Source organism: Photorhabdus kayaii (genome assembly GCF_025384895.1).
Classification (GTDB): Bacteria; Pseudomonadota; Gammaproteobacteria; order Enterobacterales; family Enterobacteriaceae; genus Photorhabdus; species Photorhabdus kayaii.
On sequence record NZ_JAJAFZ010000007.1, the window covers coordinates 55,132 to 71,675 of the forward strand.

The 16,544-nt window shown below is 41.1% G+C and carries 14 protein-coding genes and 1 other RNA gene; 9 read left to right on the forward strand and 6 right to left on the reverse strand.

The window, feature by feature from the left end; genetic code table 11:
• Window positions 1–35: 35 nt before the first annotated feature.
• Window positions 36–410: a ComEA family DNA-binding protein gene (locus tag LGZ98_RS04410; protein WP_262977771.1), complete on the forward strand. Its 375-nt coding sequence runs from the start codon at window positions 36–38 to the stop codon at window positions 408–410.
• A 156-nt stretch (window positions 411–566) separates the two neighbouring features.
• Window positions 567–974, forward strand: coding sequence for an acyl-CoA thioesterase (locus LGZ98_RS04415; RefSeq protein ID WP_112894567.1), 408 nt, complete (start codon window positions 567–569; stop codon window positions 972–974).
• A 28-nt stretch (window positions 975–1,002) separates the two neighbouring features.
• Here the strand turns inward: LGZ98_RS04415 and queC are convergent, their stop codons facing one another.
• Window positions 1,003–1,701: a 7-cyano-7-deazaguanine synthase QueC gene (gene queC / locus LGZ98_RS04420; protein ID WP_113040815.1), complete on the reverse strand. Its 699-nt coding sequence runs from the start codon at window positions 1,699–1,701 to the stop codon at window positions 1,003–1,005.
• Window positions 1,702–1,733: 32 nt separating this feature from the next.
• Complete coding sequence (locus tag LGZ98_RS04425) at window positions 1,734–2,786, reverse strand: PLP-dependent cysteine synthase family protein (protein WP_113040816.1); 1,053 nt, start codon at window positions 2,784–2,786, stop codon at window positions 1,734–1,736.
• Window positions 2,787–2,913: 127 nt separating this feature from the next.
• Here LGZ98_RS04425 and LGZ98_RS04430 point away from each other — a divergent pair, with 127 nt between their 5' ends.
• From LGZ98_RS04430 to amtB, 5 genes are all read left to right on the forward strand, one after another.
• Window positions 2,914–3,375 (forward strand): Lrp/AsnC family transcriptional regulator, encoded by a 462-nt coding sequence (locus LGZ98_RS04430; RefSeq protein ID WP_113024566.1) that lies wholly within the window; start codon window positions 2,914–2,916, stop codon window positions 3,373–3,375.
• 86 nt (window positions 3,376–3,461) lie between these two features.
• On the forward strand, window positions 3,462–5,231 hold the full coding sequence (locus tag LGZ98_RS04435; protein ID WP_113040817.1) for a SmdA family multidrug ABC transporter permease/ATP-binding protein: 1,770 nt from the start codon (window positions 3,462–3,464) through the stop codon (window positions 5,229–5,231).
• A complete protein-coding gene (locus LGZ98_RS04440) occupies window positions 5,224–7,008 on the forward strand; it encodes a SmdB family multidrug efflux ABC transporter permease/ATP-binding protein (RefSeq protein ID WP_113040818.1) in 1,785 nt (594 codons plus the stop codon). Before LGZ98_RS04435 ends, LGZ98_RS04440 begins: the two co-directional genes overlap by 8 nt.
• A gap of 177 nt (window positions 7,009–7,185) precedes the next feature.
• A complete protein-coding gene (gene glnK / locus LGZ98_RS04445; RefSeq protein ID WP_113040819.1) occupies window positions 7,186–7,524 on the forward strand; it encodes a P-II family nitrogen regulator in 339 nt (112 codons plus the stop codon).
• A 22-nt stretch (window positions 7,525–7,546) separates the two neighbouring features.
• The gene (gene amtB / locus LGZ98_RS04450; RefSeq protein ID WP_113040952.1) at window positions 7,547–8,830 is read left to right on the forward strand and encodes an ammonium transporter AmtB; all 1,284 of its coding nucleotides are present in this window, start codon (window positions 7,547–7,549) and stop codon (window positions 8,828–8,830) included.
• 72 nt (window positions 8,831–8,902) lie between these two features.
• Here amtB and tesB read toward each other — a convergent pair whose 3' ends face one another.
• Window positions 8,903–9,766 carry an acyl-CoA thioesterase II gene (gene tesB, locus LGZ98_RS04455; protein WP_113040820.1) on the reverse strand — a complete coding sequence of 288 codons (864 nt, stop codon included), beginning with the start codon at window positions 9,764–9,766 and terminating at the stop codon, window positions 8,903–8,905.
• Window positions 9,767–10,016: 250 nt separating this feature from the next.
• Here tesB and LGZ98_RS04460 point away from each other — a divergent pair, with 250 nt between their 5' ends.
• Together LGZ98_RS04460 and ffs are read left to right on the forward strand one after the other, a co-directional pair.
• Window positions 10,017–10,463 (forward strand): YbaY family lipoprotein, encoded by a 447-nt coding sequence (locus tag LGZ98_RS04460; RefSeq protein ID WP_113040821.1) that lies wholly within the window; start codon window positions 10,017–10,019, stop codon window positions 10,461–10,463.
• Window positions 10,464–10,596: 133 nt separating this feature from the next.
• An RNA gene (gene ffs / locus LGZ98_RS04465) (signal recognition particle sRNA small type) lies at window positions 10,597–10,693 on the forward strand.
• Between the two features lie 81 nt (window positions 10,694–10,774).
• On the opposite strand, the gene LGZ98_RS04470 is transcribed toward ffs, so the two are convergent.
• From LGZ98_RS04470 to LGZ98_RS04480, 3 genes are all read right to left on the reverse strand, one after another.
• A complete protein-coding gene (locus LGZ98_RS04470) occupies window positions 10,775–10,978 on the reverse strand; it encodes an HHA domain-containing protein (protein ID WP_011147992.1) in 204 nt (67 codons plus the stop codon).
• 1,175 nt (window positions 10,979–12,153) lie between these two features.
• Window positions 12,154–15,303, reverse strand: coding sequence for an efflux RND transporter permease subunit (locus LGZ98_RS04475; RefSeq protein ID WP_113040823.1), 3,150 nt, complete (start codon window positions 15,301–15,303; stop codon window positions 12,154–12,156).
• Between the two features lie 27 nt (window positions 15,304–15,330).
• The gene (locus LGZ98_RS04480; RefSeq protein ID WP_113040824.1) at window positions 15,331–16,524 is read right to left on the reverse strand and encodes an efflux RND transporter periplasmic adaptor subunit; all 1,194 of its coding nucleotides are present in this window, start codon (window positions 16,522–16,524) and stop codon (window positions 15,331–15,333) included.
• Between the last annotated feature and the right edge of the window lie 20 nt (window positions 16,525–16,544).

Genomic DNA, 16,544 nt, shown 5'->3' on the forward strand with positions numbered 1-16,544 from the left:
TTTTTCTCGCTAATAAAACATGGAGGAATTCATATATGAAAAAATCGGGAATTTTATCTGTTCTGGTTGCTGGCTTGCTTTATGCGTGTGGCGGACAACTTGCGATTGCCGCCGAACAAGTAAAAGACAAAGTAGCTAAAACAGTCAGTACTACCAGCCATTCTTCATCAGAAAAGCAGCTACAGCAGCAGGAAGCTTTGAAAGTAGAGGAAAAAGGAAAGGTGAATATTAATACTGCAAGTGCAGAAGAGTTAGCAAAAGCACTGAATGGTATTGGAGTAAAAAAAGCACAGGGGATTGTTGAATATCGGGAAAAACATGGTGCATTTACTACAGTGGAACAATTACAAGAGGTTCAGGGAATAGGGCCAGTTTTCGTTGAACGAAACAGAAATAAGTTAAGCTACTAGTATATATCTCCCTCATCCTTATTCATGATTTATTTTGTGAATGAGGATGTTGTGATCAAGGTTGCAAATAAATCACTTTAATTAGTATGAATTTTTTGTTTTGCTATTGTGAAATCAACTTGATCAGACGAGTGACGTTAACATTAAGGCAATATTATGAGTTCAGTTATAAAAGTTCATGGTTATCATATAGATTTATTTCAACATGTGAACAATGCTCGCTACTTGGAATTTCTAGAAAGTGCTCGATGGGAGTGGCTGCATAAACACTCTGTAGTGGAATGGATACAGAAAAACAATGTTGGGTTTGCAGTGGTTAATATTAATATTAATTATCGCAGTTCAGCGGTTCTTGGTGATGAATTAGAGGTGGATTGTCGGTTGACGGAGCTGAGAAACAGAAGTGGCGTATTTTCTCAGGAAATTATACGCAAGAGGAATAATCAACTCATTGCAGATGCTAAAACTACGTTTGTCTGGATTGATAGAAAAACACAAAGAGCTTTGTCTATTGAAGGTGAATTACGTGAAATAATGGGAGTTTTGGTGAAAACAGGACAATGAGAGGAAAAAGCTCTCATTGCCATTTGGATTAAACTAAATGTGTTTTTGCTTTCATTTCAGTCATAATTTTCTCAGGCGCATTGAGATATTGTTCTAATCCGTTAGCTCTGAGATGACAAGCTGCACATGTACCACACCCATTACCTTGAATACCGTTGTAGCAAGTCAATGTCTGACTACGAACAAAGTCTAAGTGCTGGTAGTAGTCGGACAATGCCCAAGTTTCAGCTTTGTTGAGCCACATCAATGGCGTCTCAAAGCGGATATCACGGGCAATGCCAAGGCTTACTGCTTTATTCAGTGCCTTGACAAATTCATCACGGCAATCAGGGTAGCCGGAAAAATCAGTTTCGCATACGCCGGTAATGACTGCTTTGGCTTCAACTTGGTAAGCATATATAGCAGACAGCGTCAGGAATAAGATATTACGGCCAGGGACAAATGTACTGGGTATGGCACTTTTTTCACTTTCATTGTAATCGGGAACAGGAATATTATCACGAGTCAGACTGCTGAGAGCCAATTCGTTAAGTAATGTGACATCCAATACTTTATGTGCGACAGCACCAAGAGAATGACTGATATTACGTGCAACATCAATTTCGGCACGATGGCGCTGACCATAATCAAAAGTGACACAATGTACTTCATCATATTGATTAATTGCCTGAATCAGGCAGGTAGTGGAATCTTGCCCCCCACTGAATACAACAACAGCTCGTCTCATTGTAACATCCTCATTGGAATAAAATGGTCATGTTACTTATAACTACAGAAATTGGGTAGTTGTTTGAGATAAGGTGAGATATCGCCGATGTTATTTTTTACCCAATCTGGATTGTAGTAAGTATCGAGATAACGTTCACCACTGTCGCACAGTAAAGTTACTATTGCACCTTGTTCTCCACGGTCATGCATTTGGTTAGCAAGCAGAAGCGCTCCCCAGACATTAGTCCCCGTAGATGCGCCAACTTTTCTACCTAGTAATTTTTCCAACCAGTAAATTGTTGCAATGCTGGCGCAATCGGGTATTTGGATCATGTCATCAATGACTGAGGGAATAAAAGAAGGCTCTGCTCTAGGGCGGCCAATACCCTCAATCTTGCTGCTATAATTGCCACGAATATCACAGCAATTTTGACGGTAATAGTCATAAAATATAGAGTTTTCTGGATCGACAACAATTAGTTTAGTGTTATGCCCTTGGTAACGGATATAGCGTCCTAAAGTTGCAGAAGTTCCCCCAGTACCAGCGCTCATAACAATATAATCTGGTTCAGGAAATGGTTCCATTTGCATCTGGCGAAAAATACTTTCAGCAATATTGTTGTTACCTCGCCAGTCTGTTGCTCGTTCGGCGTAGGTAAATTGATCCATATAATGACCATTTAGTTCTTTCGCTAGTCGTTCTGACTCGTCATATATTTGTGCTGAATGGTTAACAAAATGGCATTTACCACCATAAAATTCAATTTCCTGAATTTTACGTTTCGCAGTGTATGAGGGCATAACAGCAATAAAAGGTAGCCCAAGCAGGCGGGCAAAATAGGCTTCGGATACAGCAGTGCTACCCGATGAGGATTCAATAACCGGGGTACCTTCCTTTATCCAACCATTACTAAGTGCGTAAAGGAATAAAGAACGAGCAAGCCTATGTTTCAGACTGCCAGTTGGATGGGTGCTTTCATCTTTTAGATATAAATGGATACCTGGAAAAACTGGCAAATTAAGGAGGATAAGATGAGTGTCAGAGCTGCGTTGATGGTCTGCTTGAATCTCTCTGATTGCCTTGGTGGTCCAACTGTGTGACATTAATTATTAACTCTATAATTTAAAAATAATTGGCAGCGGATAGATTAACTTGATACTGGGAGAAATAGATTGTTATTTTTCTTAGTATGTGGTTTCTTTATGGAAAATTTTTCTATAAGAGGTAGCTATGTTGGATAAAACAGACCGCAAGTTGCTTAAGTTACTACAGAAAGATTGTAGTCTGTCTCTGAATGCATTGGCGGAAGCTGTTAATCTTACCTCTACTCCTTGTTGGAAACGGCTAAAACGACTTGAAGATGAAGGCTATATCGTTGGCAAAGTTGCTTTGCTTGATAGCGAAAAATTAGGATTAGGGCTGACAGTGATTGTTATGATCAGAACTCAGCAGCATAGCAGTGGTTGGTATGAGCAATTTGTTGCATTTATAAAGCAAATGCCAGAAGTCCTAGCTTTTTATCGTATGGCTGGTGAGTGTGATTATTTAATGCACGTAGAAGTTGTGGATATGAAAAGTTATGATCTTTTTTACAAGCGTATGGTTAATGGTGTTCCGGGGTTGATTGATGTGACATCGAGTTTTGCAATGGAAAAAATCAAATACACTACAGCATTACCGATACCAGATTAACCAATTATTAATTTATTGCGTTAATTCAATTATTCTGAGTATCGTTCAACATTTCTACTATCTATTTCATTTCGGGATATACACGCGTGAGATTGTTTTCTCAATTAAGTTGGTACTTCCGTAGCGAGTGGCGTCGCTATCTTGGGGCAGTGACTCTGCTTATTATTATCTCTATTCTACTACTCATTCCGCCATATCTGGTGGGTGTAATCGTTGATGGGATCAGTACTGCATCTATGTCATTTTACCAATTGATGGTGTGGATTGGTGTTATGCTGGTTATTGCATTGATTGTCTATATCTTGCGTTATATATGGCGTTTATGGTTGTTTGGGGCGTCATATCAATTAGCCGTTAAATTACGGAATAATTTTTACCAGCAACTTAGCCGACAAAACCCTGAATTTTATTTGCGTCACCGTACGGGAGATTTAATGGCTCGTGCTACTAATGATGTGGATCGTGTGGTGTTTGCTGCGGGTGAAGGTGTACTTACGTTAGTTGATTCGCTAGTTATGGGCTGTGCAGTGCTAATTATGATGAGTATACAAATTAGTTGGCAATTAACTTTACTGTCTCTGTTACCTATGCCGATTATGGCAATCATTATTAAACGATATGGTGATCAACTTCATCGTCGCTTCAAATCTGCACAAGGCGCATTTTCTGCTTTAAATAATCAGGCTCAAGAGAGTTTGACCAGTATTCGCATGATTAAAGCGTTTGGCCTTGAAGATCTGCAATCAAGTCAGTTTGAACAAGTTGCAGTGGAAGCCGGCCGTAAGAATATGTATGTGGCTAGGGTGGATGCTCGGTTTGATCCGACAATTTTTATTGCCATCGGTATGTCAAACTTTTTGGCTATCGGTGGTGGTAGCTGGATGGTGCTAAATGGTGTTTTAACACTTGGTGAGCTTACTAGTTTCGTGATGTATCTTGGCCTGATGATTTGGCCAATGTTGGCGTTGGCATGGATGTTTAATATTGTTGAACGAGGAAGTGCTGCTTATAGCCGTATCCGTAGCTTGTTGCAGGAGCCTCCGGTCATTAAGGATGGTATTGGCAATTTATTGCCTGAGCGCGGTATTTTGGATGTGAATATCAAAGCGTTTAATTATCCGCAAAGTAACAAAACTGTTCTCAGTCAAATTCATGTCCAGTTATTACCTGGGCAGTTATTAGGGATCTGTGGTCCAACTGGTTCAGGTAAAAGCACACTACTTGCGTTGATACAGAGGCAGTTTGATGTGACTGAGGGTGAAATTCTTTTCCAGTCGCTCAAAATTGCGGATATTAGATTAGATGAATGGCGAGCACGATTTGCTGTTGTCAATCAAATTCCCTTTTTATTTTCAGACACCGTTGCCAGGAATATCGCTTTGGGACGTCCTGATGCAACACAGGAACAGATTGAAGAAGTTGCCCGCCTTGCCAATGTCCATGAAGATATTCTTCGTTTACCTGAGGGGTATCAGACAGAAGTAGGCGAGCGTGGGGTAATGCTTTCTGGTGGGCAGAAGCAGCGTATTTCCATTGCAAGAGCATTACTTTTAGATGCCGAGATTCTGATTCTGGATGACGCTTTATCTGCGGTTGATGGGCAAACTGAATACAATATCCTACAAAACCTCAGTCAGTGGAGGCAACAACGGACGATTATTATTAGTGCCCATCGCCTGTCTGCATTAACTGATGCGGATAATATCCTGGTGATGCAGCAAGGTTCTGTTATACATCAGGGACGGCATCTGCAACTGGCAGAGCAGCCGGGATGGTATCGTGATATGTATTATTATCAGCAACTCGAAGCAGAATTGGATGACGAGGAAACAGTAGAAGGGGATAAAGATGACTAAAGTTCGTCAATTGTGGCCGTCTCTGAAGCGCCTGCTGGTTTATGGAAAAAATTATCGTAAGCCGTTGGGGCTGGCTGTGCTCATGTTATGGGGGGCTGCAATTGCGGAAGTCAGTGGTCCGGTTCTCATTAGTTACTTTATCGATAATATGGTTGCAACGGGTAATATGCCTACTAGAGTGGTTATCGGGCTAGCTATAACCTTTATTATTCTGCAACTGATTACGGCTGCGTTACACTATTTTCAGGCTTTATTGTTCAATCAAGTGTCAGTCGATGTGGTTCAGCAGCTTCGTACTGATGTGATGAATGCAGCATTGCGCCAACCTCTGAGTGCTTTTGATAATCAGCCGGTAGGGCAGTTGATTTCCCGTGTAACGAATGACACCGAAGTCATTAAAGATCTTTATGTTAATGTAGTTCCAGCGGTATTTCGCAGCATGGCATTGATTGGTGCGATGCTGATTGCCATGTTTATGTTGGAATGGTGCATGGCATTGATTGCAATTCTTATTTTTCCTGTCGTATTGATTGTTATGGCAATATATCAGCATTTTAGTACACCAATTGTCCGTCGGGTACGTAGTTATTTGGCTGATATTAATGATGAGTTTAATGAAGTCATTAATGGAATGAGTGTTGTTCAGCAGTTCCGGCAGCAGGCGCGTTTTGGTGAACGTATGTTGTTAACCAATCGGGCTCATTATCAGGCGAGAATGCAAGCGTTGAGATTAGATGGGCTTTTGTTACGCCCATTGCTGAGTTTGCTATCTGCTATGGTATTGTGCGGTTTTATCGTGTTGTTTGGAATTAGTGGGCCAGGGGCGATTGGTGTCGGGGTATTGTATGCTTTTATTAATTATTTGGGGCGGTTGAATGAACCTCTTATTGAGCTGACATCTCAACAATCGATTTTGCAACAAGCTGTCGTTTCTGGCGAGAGAATATTTGAATTAATGGATAGTCCTCAACAAGGTTATGGGATGGATAGTCAGCCACTGTCCAGTGGTCGAATTGATATAGAAAATGTCAGTTTTTCCTACCGACATGGAAAAATAGTTTTGCAAGATATTAACTTACAGATTTCGGCTCATGGTTTTGTTGCTTTGGTTGGTCATACCGGTAGCGGTAAAAGTACGCTGGCAAATTTGCTGATGGGGTATTATCCGTGGCAGAAAGGGGAAATTTATCTTGATGGCCGGCCTGTATCATCTCTGTCTCATTCGGTATTACGCAATGGTGTGGCAATAGTTCAGCAGGACCCGGTTGTTCTTGTGGGCTCTTTCTTTGACAATATTACGCTTGGTCGGAATATTTCAGAAGAGAAGGTTTGGCAAGTACTGGAAACGGTTCAATTAGCTGAGTTAGTACGTACATTGCCTGATGGACTTCATACTATCTTGGGAGAGCAGGGTAATACGTTGTCAGCCGGTCAAAAACAATTGCTTGCTATGGCGAGAGTGTTAGTGCAAACGCCACAAATTTTGATCCTTGATGAAGCGACTGCAAATATTGATTCTGGTACGGAACAGGCGGTACAACAGGCTTTGAGATTGATTCGTCAACAAACAACATTGATCGTGATTGCTCATCGTTTATCTACCATTGTGGAGGCTGATACTATTCTGGTGCTGCATCGTGGTGCAGTTGTTGAACAGGGATGCCATCAACAATTATTTGTGAGTCGTGGACGTTACTATCAGATGTATCAGTTGCAACAAGTAGGTGAGACATTAAATGAATGTGGCACAATCTCTGAGAAAGAGGTGCTAATTTAATCAAGCTTGCACTAATTCGGTGCACTTATGGGAGAGTATATTCGCTGCTCTCCTCCCTTCTTAATTCTCCATAATTTTTACTCTCTTTATTATTTGATTTTTATATGTTTTTAATTTCTGGCACGCCCCTTGCTATTTCCTTATTGAAAACATAATAGCCGGATGGAAGGGGGATGTATGAAGCTCATTACGACAATTATAAAGCCATTCAAATTGGAGGATATTCGGGAAGTTCTCTCTGGTCTTGGTGTTCAGGGGTTGACCATAACAGAGGTAAAAGGATTTGGGCGTCAGAAAGGACATGCGGAGCTTTATCGTGGAGCGGAATATAGTGTCAATTTTTTACCTAAAATAAAGATAGATATTGCTGTAGCAGATGAATTGGTTGAGGAGGTAATTCATGCTATTCAGCAATCAGCTTTCACTGGAAAAGTTGGCGACGGTAAAATCTTTGTCATCGAATTGCAACAGGCTATTCGTATTAGAACAGGAGAAACTAACGATGAGGCACTGTAACTCACTGATAGAGAAGATAGATATGAAAAGAAAATTCTCTGTGGCTGCCGGTATTGTAGCCAGTTGCTTACCATCATTATCTCAGGCAGCGGAAGGTGTTGTTGATAAAGCTGATAATGCTTTTATGATGATTTGTACAGTCCTTGTTCTGTTTATGACGATTCCAGGAATTGCTCTGTTTTATGGTGGATTGCTACGGAATAAAAATGTTTTATCGTTAATGGCTCAGGTCATGGTGAGCTTTGCTTTAGTATGTGTATTATGGGTGATTTACGGTTACAGCTTGGCTTTTGAGCCAGGGAATGGTTTTTTCGGTGGTGTTAGTCAAGTGATGCTAAAGAATTTGGCATTCACTGACTTAAGTGGCAATTTTTATCAGCTAATTCATGTGGCATTTCAGGGCTCTTTCGCTTGTATCACAGTTGCTTTGATTATTGGTGCGTTAGGGGAGCGTATTCGCTTTCCGGCTTTGTTAGTTTTTAGTGTGCTGTGGTTGACATTTTCTTACCTGCCTATGGCGCATATGGTTTGGGGTGGGGGTGTGCTTTCACAAGATGGAGCATTGGATTTTGCTGGTGGTACGGTTGTTCATATTAATGCTGCTGTAGCTGGATTGGTTGGTGCTTACTTACTGGGAAAACGTACTGGTTTTGGGAAAGAAGCATTTAAACCACATAACTTGCCGATGGTCTTCACTGGTACTGCTGTGCTCTATATTGGTTGGTTTGGTTTTAATGCTGGTTCTGCTAGTGCTGCTAATGAGATAGCTGCTCTGGCATTTTTAAATACCATTGTGGCGACTGCCGCCGCTATCCTGTCATGGGTTTTTGCAGAATGGTTTTTCCGTAATAAACCGTCTCTTTTAGGGGCATGTTCAGGCTGTATTGCTGGGCTGGTTGGTATTACACCTGCGGCGGGAATGGTTGGTGTTGGTGGTGCATTAATCATTGGTCTGATCGCGGGTTTTACCGGACTTTGGGGGGTGGTGGCCTTAAAACGGTGGTTACGTGTTGACGATGTGTGTGATGTATTCGGCATACACGGCGTATGTGGGATCGTAGGTTGCCTCCTAACAGGGTTTTTTACGGCTAAATCTTTGGGAGGGACCGGCCATGCAGAGGGTATAACCATGTTGGAACAAGTTGGTATTCAGGCTCTTAGTATACTGGTTTGTGTGATTTGGTCAGCCGTTGTTGCCTTTATTGCTTTTAAAATAGCAGATCTGTTGGTAGGGCTGAGGGTTACGGTTGAAATTGAAAGGGAAGGGTTGGATATTAATTCTCATGGAGAGAGTGCTTATAATTAAGTTGTAATATAAAAGGGCAGCAATAAAGCCATGAAATGTAATGCTGGTTTCTTAATTTGCTGCCTTATTCATTTATCTATTGCGTTTCCTAATCAGACCTTCCTGTACAGTGGAAGCAACAAGTATCCCTTCACGATTATAAATCTGTCCCCGAACAAAACCACGGGCACCGGAAGCTGACGGACTATCTACAGCATATAGCAGCCAGTCGTCTAGTCTAAACGGGCGGTGGAACCACATAGAATGGTCAATTGTTGCTATCTGAATATTTTTCTCAAGGAACCCGACACCATGTGGCTGTAATGCTGTTGGCAGAAAGTTAAAATCGGAGGCATAGCCAAGTAGATATTGATGAATAAAAGGATTATCAGGCATATTGCCGTTACTGCGGAACCAAACATAGCGTATAGGCTCTTCTGGTGGACAATTGAATGGACTGTGATATTTTACGGGTCTCATTTCTAACGGGCAGGGAAAAAGAAGATTATTCTGCATCTTTTGTGGCAGTAGATGCGACATTTTTTTCACGATTTCATCCTGAGGGATAAGTTCTTCTGGATAGGGTACATCCGGCATTATATTTTGGTGTTCAAAACTTTCTTCGTGACTTTGAAATGAGGCAGTCATATAAAAGATAGGCTTACCATTCTGAATTGCACTAACTCGCCGGGCACTAAAACTTCCTCCATCACGCAAAACCTCAACATCATAGACGATAGGTTTGTGACTGTCACCGGGACGTAAGAAATAGCTATGGAAAGAGTTGCCCATTCTGTCATCGACAACGGTTTGTTTGGCAGCATACAGTGCCTGACCAATCACTTGTCCTCCGAAAACCTGAGGAAAACCGAGATCTTCGCTTTGCCCTCGGTAAATACCTTCCTCAATTTTTTCCAATTTCATCAAATTTATCAGATTCTGTAATGACTTGCTCATAATATGCCTTTGTTTTCTATTAGGTTATCGAGAGTACAAGGGATGATTATTGTCTCATTAATAGATGATTAATAAATAACTAAATTGTAAATGTTTTAAGTCCTAACAGCAGTGCAATAAAGAATGTGAGATTTATTGGTGTCTTATGTTCAAATTTTTAATCTATAATTCAAATGAGTTAGATTTAATGATTTGATATTTCAATTTATTTTAATATTTATATAGATTAGTTAATAATGGAGGAATGTGTATGAAATTATGGCAGTTCCCCGCTGGCGTATTACTAGCGGTTGCTTTGGTTGGGTGTAATGCCAAAGGTGCTGAGGTAGTAGATACTCAGGTGGGAAAGATTGAAAATCCAATGAAACGGTCTTTTGTTGAAGGTAATATTAATATACTACAGCGTATAGCATTGCCAGCAGATGCTGTTCTGACAGTGGCATTATCTGATGTATCTTTAGCTGATGCACCTTCAGTTACTCTGTCTCAGAAGGTAGAGCGTTTAGGTGGGAAACAATCACCTTTCCATTTTGTTTTGCCTTATCAGCCAAACAAAATTAAGCCGAATGCACGCATTGTTGTCAGAGCTTCTGTTTCGCTGCATAGCCGCTTGATGTTTGTTACAGATACCGCATATGAAGTGATTAATAATGGGAAGACTAAAGATGTCGAAATTACGTTGAAAGCCGTTAAATAATACATTTCCTTATTGTATTGATTTGCAATGTGCAATAAATCAGCATTCGGGTCTGCCTGTCTTGCTATTTAAGTAGGTATGAATGATAATGGCACCGCTTTAGAGTTAAAGCAACACGTCACAATGGGGGCTCTGTTGGTTCTCCCGCAACGCTAACTTGTTAACTTGGTCAGGTCCGGAAGGAAGCAGCCATAGCAGGGGATGTGTGTGCCGGGATGCCGCTGGCAGAGCCCTCGCCAATTTCATCGGTAACCTAATAAGCCGATAGCACTTTACCGGCTCGGATCACTTTCTATCTGATAAAGACTATCTTAGCGAACATATTTCCATACTGAAGGTGGAATTCTGTCATACAGTTTATTCATGGTCAGCTCAGCCAGGCGGTGATCCGCAGCAGAGTAGAATAGTTCAAGTTCATCTCCTGAAAGTTCATACTTGTTCTTTTCAATCACACGTTCCAGTGTATCAATCGTGGTGCATTTTCTTAAACGCATCAGATAATCAGTTTTAGTCATAATCGCCTTTCTTATTTAACATATATAAAAAATTATTGAGGGAAATATCCAATCAAATTTTGCTCAAGGAGCAATTTAAATCCTGTAACAGGACGCTGGTTAAGCGTTCATTAGTTTTTTTACCATTCCATAAGTTTATACCCGTCATCTTTCAAGTTGCCTCTTTGTTGGCTGCACTCACTCACCCCGGTCACATAGTTATCTATGCTCCCGGGGATTCGTTCCCTTGCTGCCGCGATGCATCTTGAAATCCATTGGGTATAGAAACGCTAATCTTAATTTGTTTCCAAACAAAGTATAACTATATGTATTATCAATACATTTATCAATTCAAGTGAGAAGACTGAAATCATCAGAATATTTTATTTTAAAGTACCAAACGAAAGTTGATATGTATTCAATCTATTTGTTTAGCTTTAAAATCTTCTGAGATGTAGAAGCTATTTCCACAACCAGTCTCATCTCTGTGTACTCTGCACTAGAAGTGCTTCTTGCCTTAGATTTTCACATAAGCATTCTAATTCATCAATATTATGTCATCTTGAGTGAATATTCATCCATGCTATGTTGATCTTGCTGTATATGCCATTACTTAATTTTTCGAGTTAAACACTAAGCATATACACGTATTATAAATTTTTTTCGAGAGATTATTATTATGTATCTATAATCGTTCTTTGGGATTATTTATCTTTTCTACAGATGGCTCTGATTTGCTTCTAGTAAATCAGAATCAGCTCTTAACAAAATTCATACCTTAACTCAATAAACTATAAATAGCGGCTAGTATGTGTGAGTTAATATGTAGGTTTATATAAAACAGTATTTCCCTCAGATACCAGTAATGGCAGATTATAGCCTGATGGCTACAATAATCAATGAATATAACATCATTATTACATAAGTCACTATGTGCTGGTATTGTTTTTTGTCATTTAGTGTAAAAAAAGATAAAGTAATTTTTGTCCGACAACTTTCATATTAATTTTATTAAAGTTACTAATGCTTGGATTTTTAAAGCTATTTCATACTCATAAGTGGTGATTATAATTAAATTTAAACGAAATTACTTAAATATTAAGCGGATAGATTAATGATCAGAATCTTGTCAAATGTAAGCAACGATTATATTTAAGAAGGCCGATTTGACGGCCTTCTGGTTATTGTTGTAGCATTTAATGAGATTCTGATGCGAGTTCAATCTCCTCCGCTTTCTTACTGAAACGTCGTCTTATAACCACAAAGAATACCGGCACGAAAAAGATGGCTAGCGAGGTTGCTGCAATCATTCCGCCTAATACCCCAGTACCCACTGCGTTTTGAGAGCCAGATCCCGCACCATTACTCAGTACTAGGGGGATAACACCTAACATAAATGCTAATGATGTCATTAGGATTGGGCGAAGACGCATTCTTACCGCATCTAGCGTAGCTTCTATCAACCCCTTGCCCTCTTTTTCCATCAAGTCCTTGGCGAATTCAACGATGAGTATCGCGTTCTTAGCCGACAAACCGATAGTGGTCAACAAGCCAACTTTAAAGTAAACATCGTTATCTAAACCGCGGAATGTTGTTGCTAACAAGGCTCCAACGATACCTAATGGTACTACTAGCATAACTGAGAATGGAATTGACCAGCTTTCATACAGTGCAGCCAGACAGAGGAATACTACTATCAATGATAATGCATATAGAGCTGGAGCTTGATTACCAGACAGGCGTTCCTGATAGGACATACCTGTCCAGTCGAAACCGATTCCATTTGGTAACTGCGATGCTAATTCTTCCATCAAAGCCATTGCATCACCGGTACTTTTACCAGGGGCTGCTTCACCCAATATTTCCATTGATGGTAAACCGTTATAGCGTTCCAGACGTGGTGAACCGTAGGTCCAGGGTTCTTTGGACGTATCTGTAAAGGCAGAGAATGGAACCATTTCACCCTGTTTATTACGGACATACAGCTTGTAAATATCACTTGGTAGCATACGATAAGGAGCTTCCGACTGAACGTAAACTTTTTTGACTCGACCGCGATCGATAAAGTCGTTTACGTAATTACTGCCAAACATCGTGCTGAGTGTAGAGTTGATATCCACGATGGAAACACCGAGAGCTTCAGCTTTTTCCTGATCGATTCTGATCCGATATTGAGGGGTATCTTCCTGACCATTAGGACGAACACCTACTAACATATCTGGATGCTGTTGTATCATGCCAAGTAATTGGTTACGGGCTTCTGTCAGTTTGTCATGTCCAAGGTTTGCTTTATCAATTAATTCAAAATCAAAGCCAGTTGCTGAACCTAACTCTACAATTGCCGGGATGTTAAACGCAAAAACCATACCTTCTTTGATTTTCTGGAAGTGAGCACTAGCCCTGGCAACAATAGCAGGTACTTTGTTTTCAGCACCTGGACGTTCACCCCAGTCTTTCAGGCTTATAAATCCCAACCCCGTGTTTTGACCTTGCCCACTAAAACCAAAGCCACTGACGGTAAATACAGAAACCACACGATCTTTTTCTTCTGTATTGAAGTAATCGCTTATTTTATCTAGAACTTTTTCTGTTTGTTCCTGTGTCGCCCCCGCAGGTAATTGAACCATTGTCAGCAATACTCCCTGATCTTCTTCGGGAAGAAAAGAGGATGGTAAACGTGTGAACATGACGGCCATACCCGCCACCAGGAATACATAAATTACCAGATAACGGCCTGTATTGCGTAGAATACGACCAATGCTGTCAGTATAGTGGTGGGTACTTTTGTCAAATATGCGGTTGAACCAGCCAAAGAAGCCGGTCTGCTTACCGTGGCTACCTTTGGCAATAGGTTTCAACATGGTGGCACATAGAGCTGGTGTCAGGATTAGTGCTACCAGCACAGACAATACCATTGCAGATACGATAGTGATCGAGAATTGACGATAAATTGCACCGGTTGAACCACCGAAGAAGGCCATTGGGATAAATACAGCAGACAGTACCATTGCAATACCAACTAGGGCGCTTTGGATTTGTCCCATTGATTTCTTGGTTGCTTCTTTCGGCGATAGACCTTCTTCCTGCATAACACGTTCAACGTTTTCTACAACAACAATGGCATCATCTACCAATAAGCCAATGGCGAGAACCATAGCAAACATGGTTAATGTATTTATTGAATAGCCAAATGTAGCGAGTATTGCAAATGTTCCTAAGAGTACGACTGGAACCGCAATGGTTGGAATGAGTGTTGCACGGAAATTTTGGAGAAATAGATACATTACCACGAACACCAGCATGATGGCTTCAACCAGTGTTTTTACCACTTCGTTTATAGAGATTTTAACGAATGGTGTGGTGTCATATGGATAGACGATTTTCAGCCCGTGAGGGAAGAAAGGTTCCATATTTTTTAGCGCTTCTTTTACTGCTTTGGATGTATCCAAAGCGTTAGCGCCTGTCGCTAGTTTGACACCGATACCCGCAGCAGGTTTTCCATTATAGCGGGCAATGATGTTGTAGCTTTCTGCACCTAGTTCCACCTTTGCTACATCTTTCAGACGGACCTGAGAACCGTCAGTATTGACACGCAGAAGAATATTGCTGAACTCTTCCGGTGAGGTTAGACGTGTTTGAGCAATGATCGACGCATTCAAGCGTTGACCTGGAACCGGAGGGGTTCCCCCTAATTGACCAGCAGCTATTTGGTTATTTTGTGCTTTGATGGCATTTATTATATCCAGAGTCGTCATTTTGTAGTTAATGAGCTTGTCAGGATTTAACCAGATACGCATAGCATACTGGTTACCAAAAAGCATTGTATCACCCACACCAGTTACACGGCTCAGAGGGTCTTTGACGGTTGCACCAACATAGTCAGAGATATCGTCTTGTGACATAGAGCCATCTTCAGAGATGAATCCGGCAACCATCAAGAAAGAGGACGTGGACTTATCTACACGTATACCTTGCTGTTGCACTTCTTGTGGTAACAGAGGCATAGCGAGTTGTAGCTTGTTTTGTACTTGTACCTGTGCAATATCGGGATCAGTACCGGCCTCAAAGGTTAGTGTAATATTCATGTTTCCAGCAGAATCACTGTCGGAAGACATATAAACTAGGTTATCGATACCATTCATGTTCTGTTCGATAACCTGTGTCACTGTGTTTTGCACAGTAGTGGCATCTGCGCCGGGATAAGTTGCAGAGATAGAAATCGCCGGTGGTGCAATAGTAGGGTATTGCGCTACGGGTAATTTCATAATTGCCAGCAGGCCAGCCAGCATGGTGATAATTGCGATTACCCATGCAAAGATTGGCCGATCTATAAAAAATTTAGGCATGAATCACTGACTCCTATGACTCCTAAATTAAGACTTTTTCGCAGGTTCAGCTTGGTTCGCAGCAGATTTTGCATTTAAGTCCACTTCTTCTGCTTTAACCGGGATGCCGGGTTTAATTTTTTGCAAACCAGTAACGATAACCCGATCACCTGCTTTTAGACCGGAAGCTACTAGCCATTTATCACCAATAGTTTGGTTGGCAGTGATAATGCGCGGTTCGACTTTTTCGTCTGCACCAACCACCATGACAGTAGCTTCACCACGAGGTGTACGGGTAACTCCTTGCTGAGGAACCAGTATTGAATCCTGGCGAATACCTTCTTCCAGTTTTGCACGAACAAACATACCTGGAAGCAGCTCTTCATTCGGGTTAGGGAATATTGCACGGATAGTGATAGAGCCCGTTGTTTCATCTACAGTAATATCAGAGAATTCCAAATAACCTGTTTCACTGTAGTTTTTACCATTTTCCATGATCAGGTGAACTTTAGCCTTATTGTCCCCTTTCTGTACAATACCTTTGGCGATTTCATTTTTAAGACGCAGATAATCATCACTTGACTGAGTGACATCCACATAAATCGGATCCAGTTGTTGAACAGTTGTCAGTGCTGTTGGTTGACCAACAGAAACTAGAGCACCTTCAGTTATAGTAGATTTACCGGAACGACCACTAATCGGTGCTGTAACTTTGGTATATGCCAAATTGATACGGGTGGTCTCTACGGCCGCTTTTGCTGCCTGTACTATAGCATTCGCTTGTGCATAGTCGGCACTGGCTTTATCAAATTCCTGTTGACTAACATAGTTTGTACCTAACAGTGATTTATATCGGTTCACTGTCAAGCGTTCGATCTCTGCATTAGCCTGAGCTTTTGCCAAATCAGCTTTAGCTTTGTCATAGTCAGCTTGGTAAGTTGCTGGATCTATCTGATATAAAGAAGTGCCTGCTTTTACATCGCTACCTTCTTTATAATTTCGTTTCAGAATTATACCACTTACTTGTGGACGAACTTCTGCAATGCGGAAGGCTGATGTTCGGCCTGGAAGTTCCGTCGTGACCATCAGAGGTTCAGTTTTCAGCGTCACGATACCGACTTCAGGAGCCTGTTGGTTCCCAGCAACTTGCTGAGAGTCTTTGTCGTTACATCCTGAAAGAGCTAAGCTGCCTGAGAGTACCAGTACTGTAGCCAGAGGCAAAACTCCCCTGTTTATTCGCATAAGTAAACCTCAATATTTTT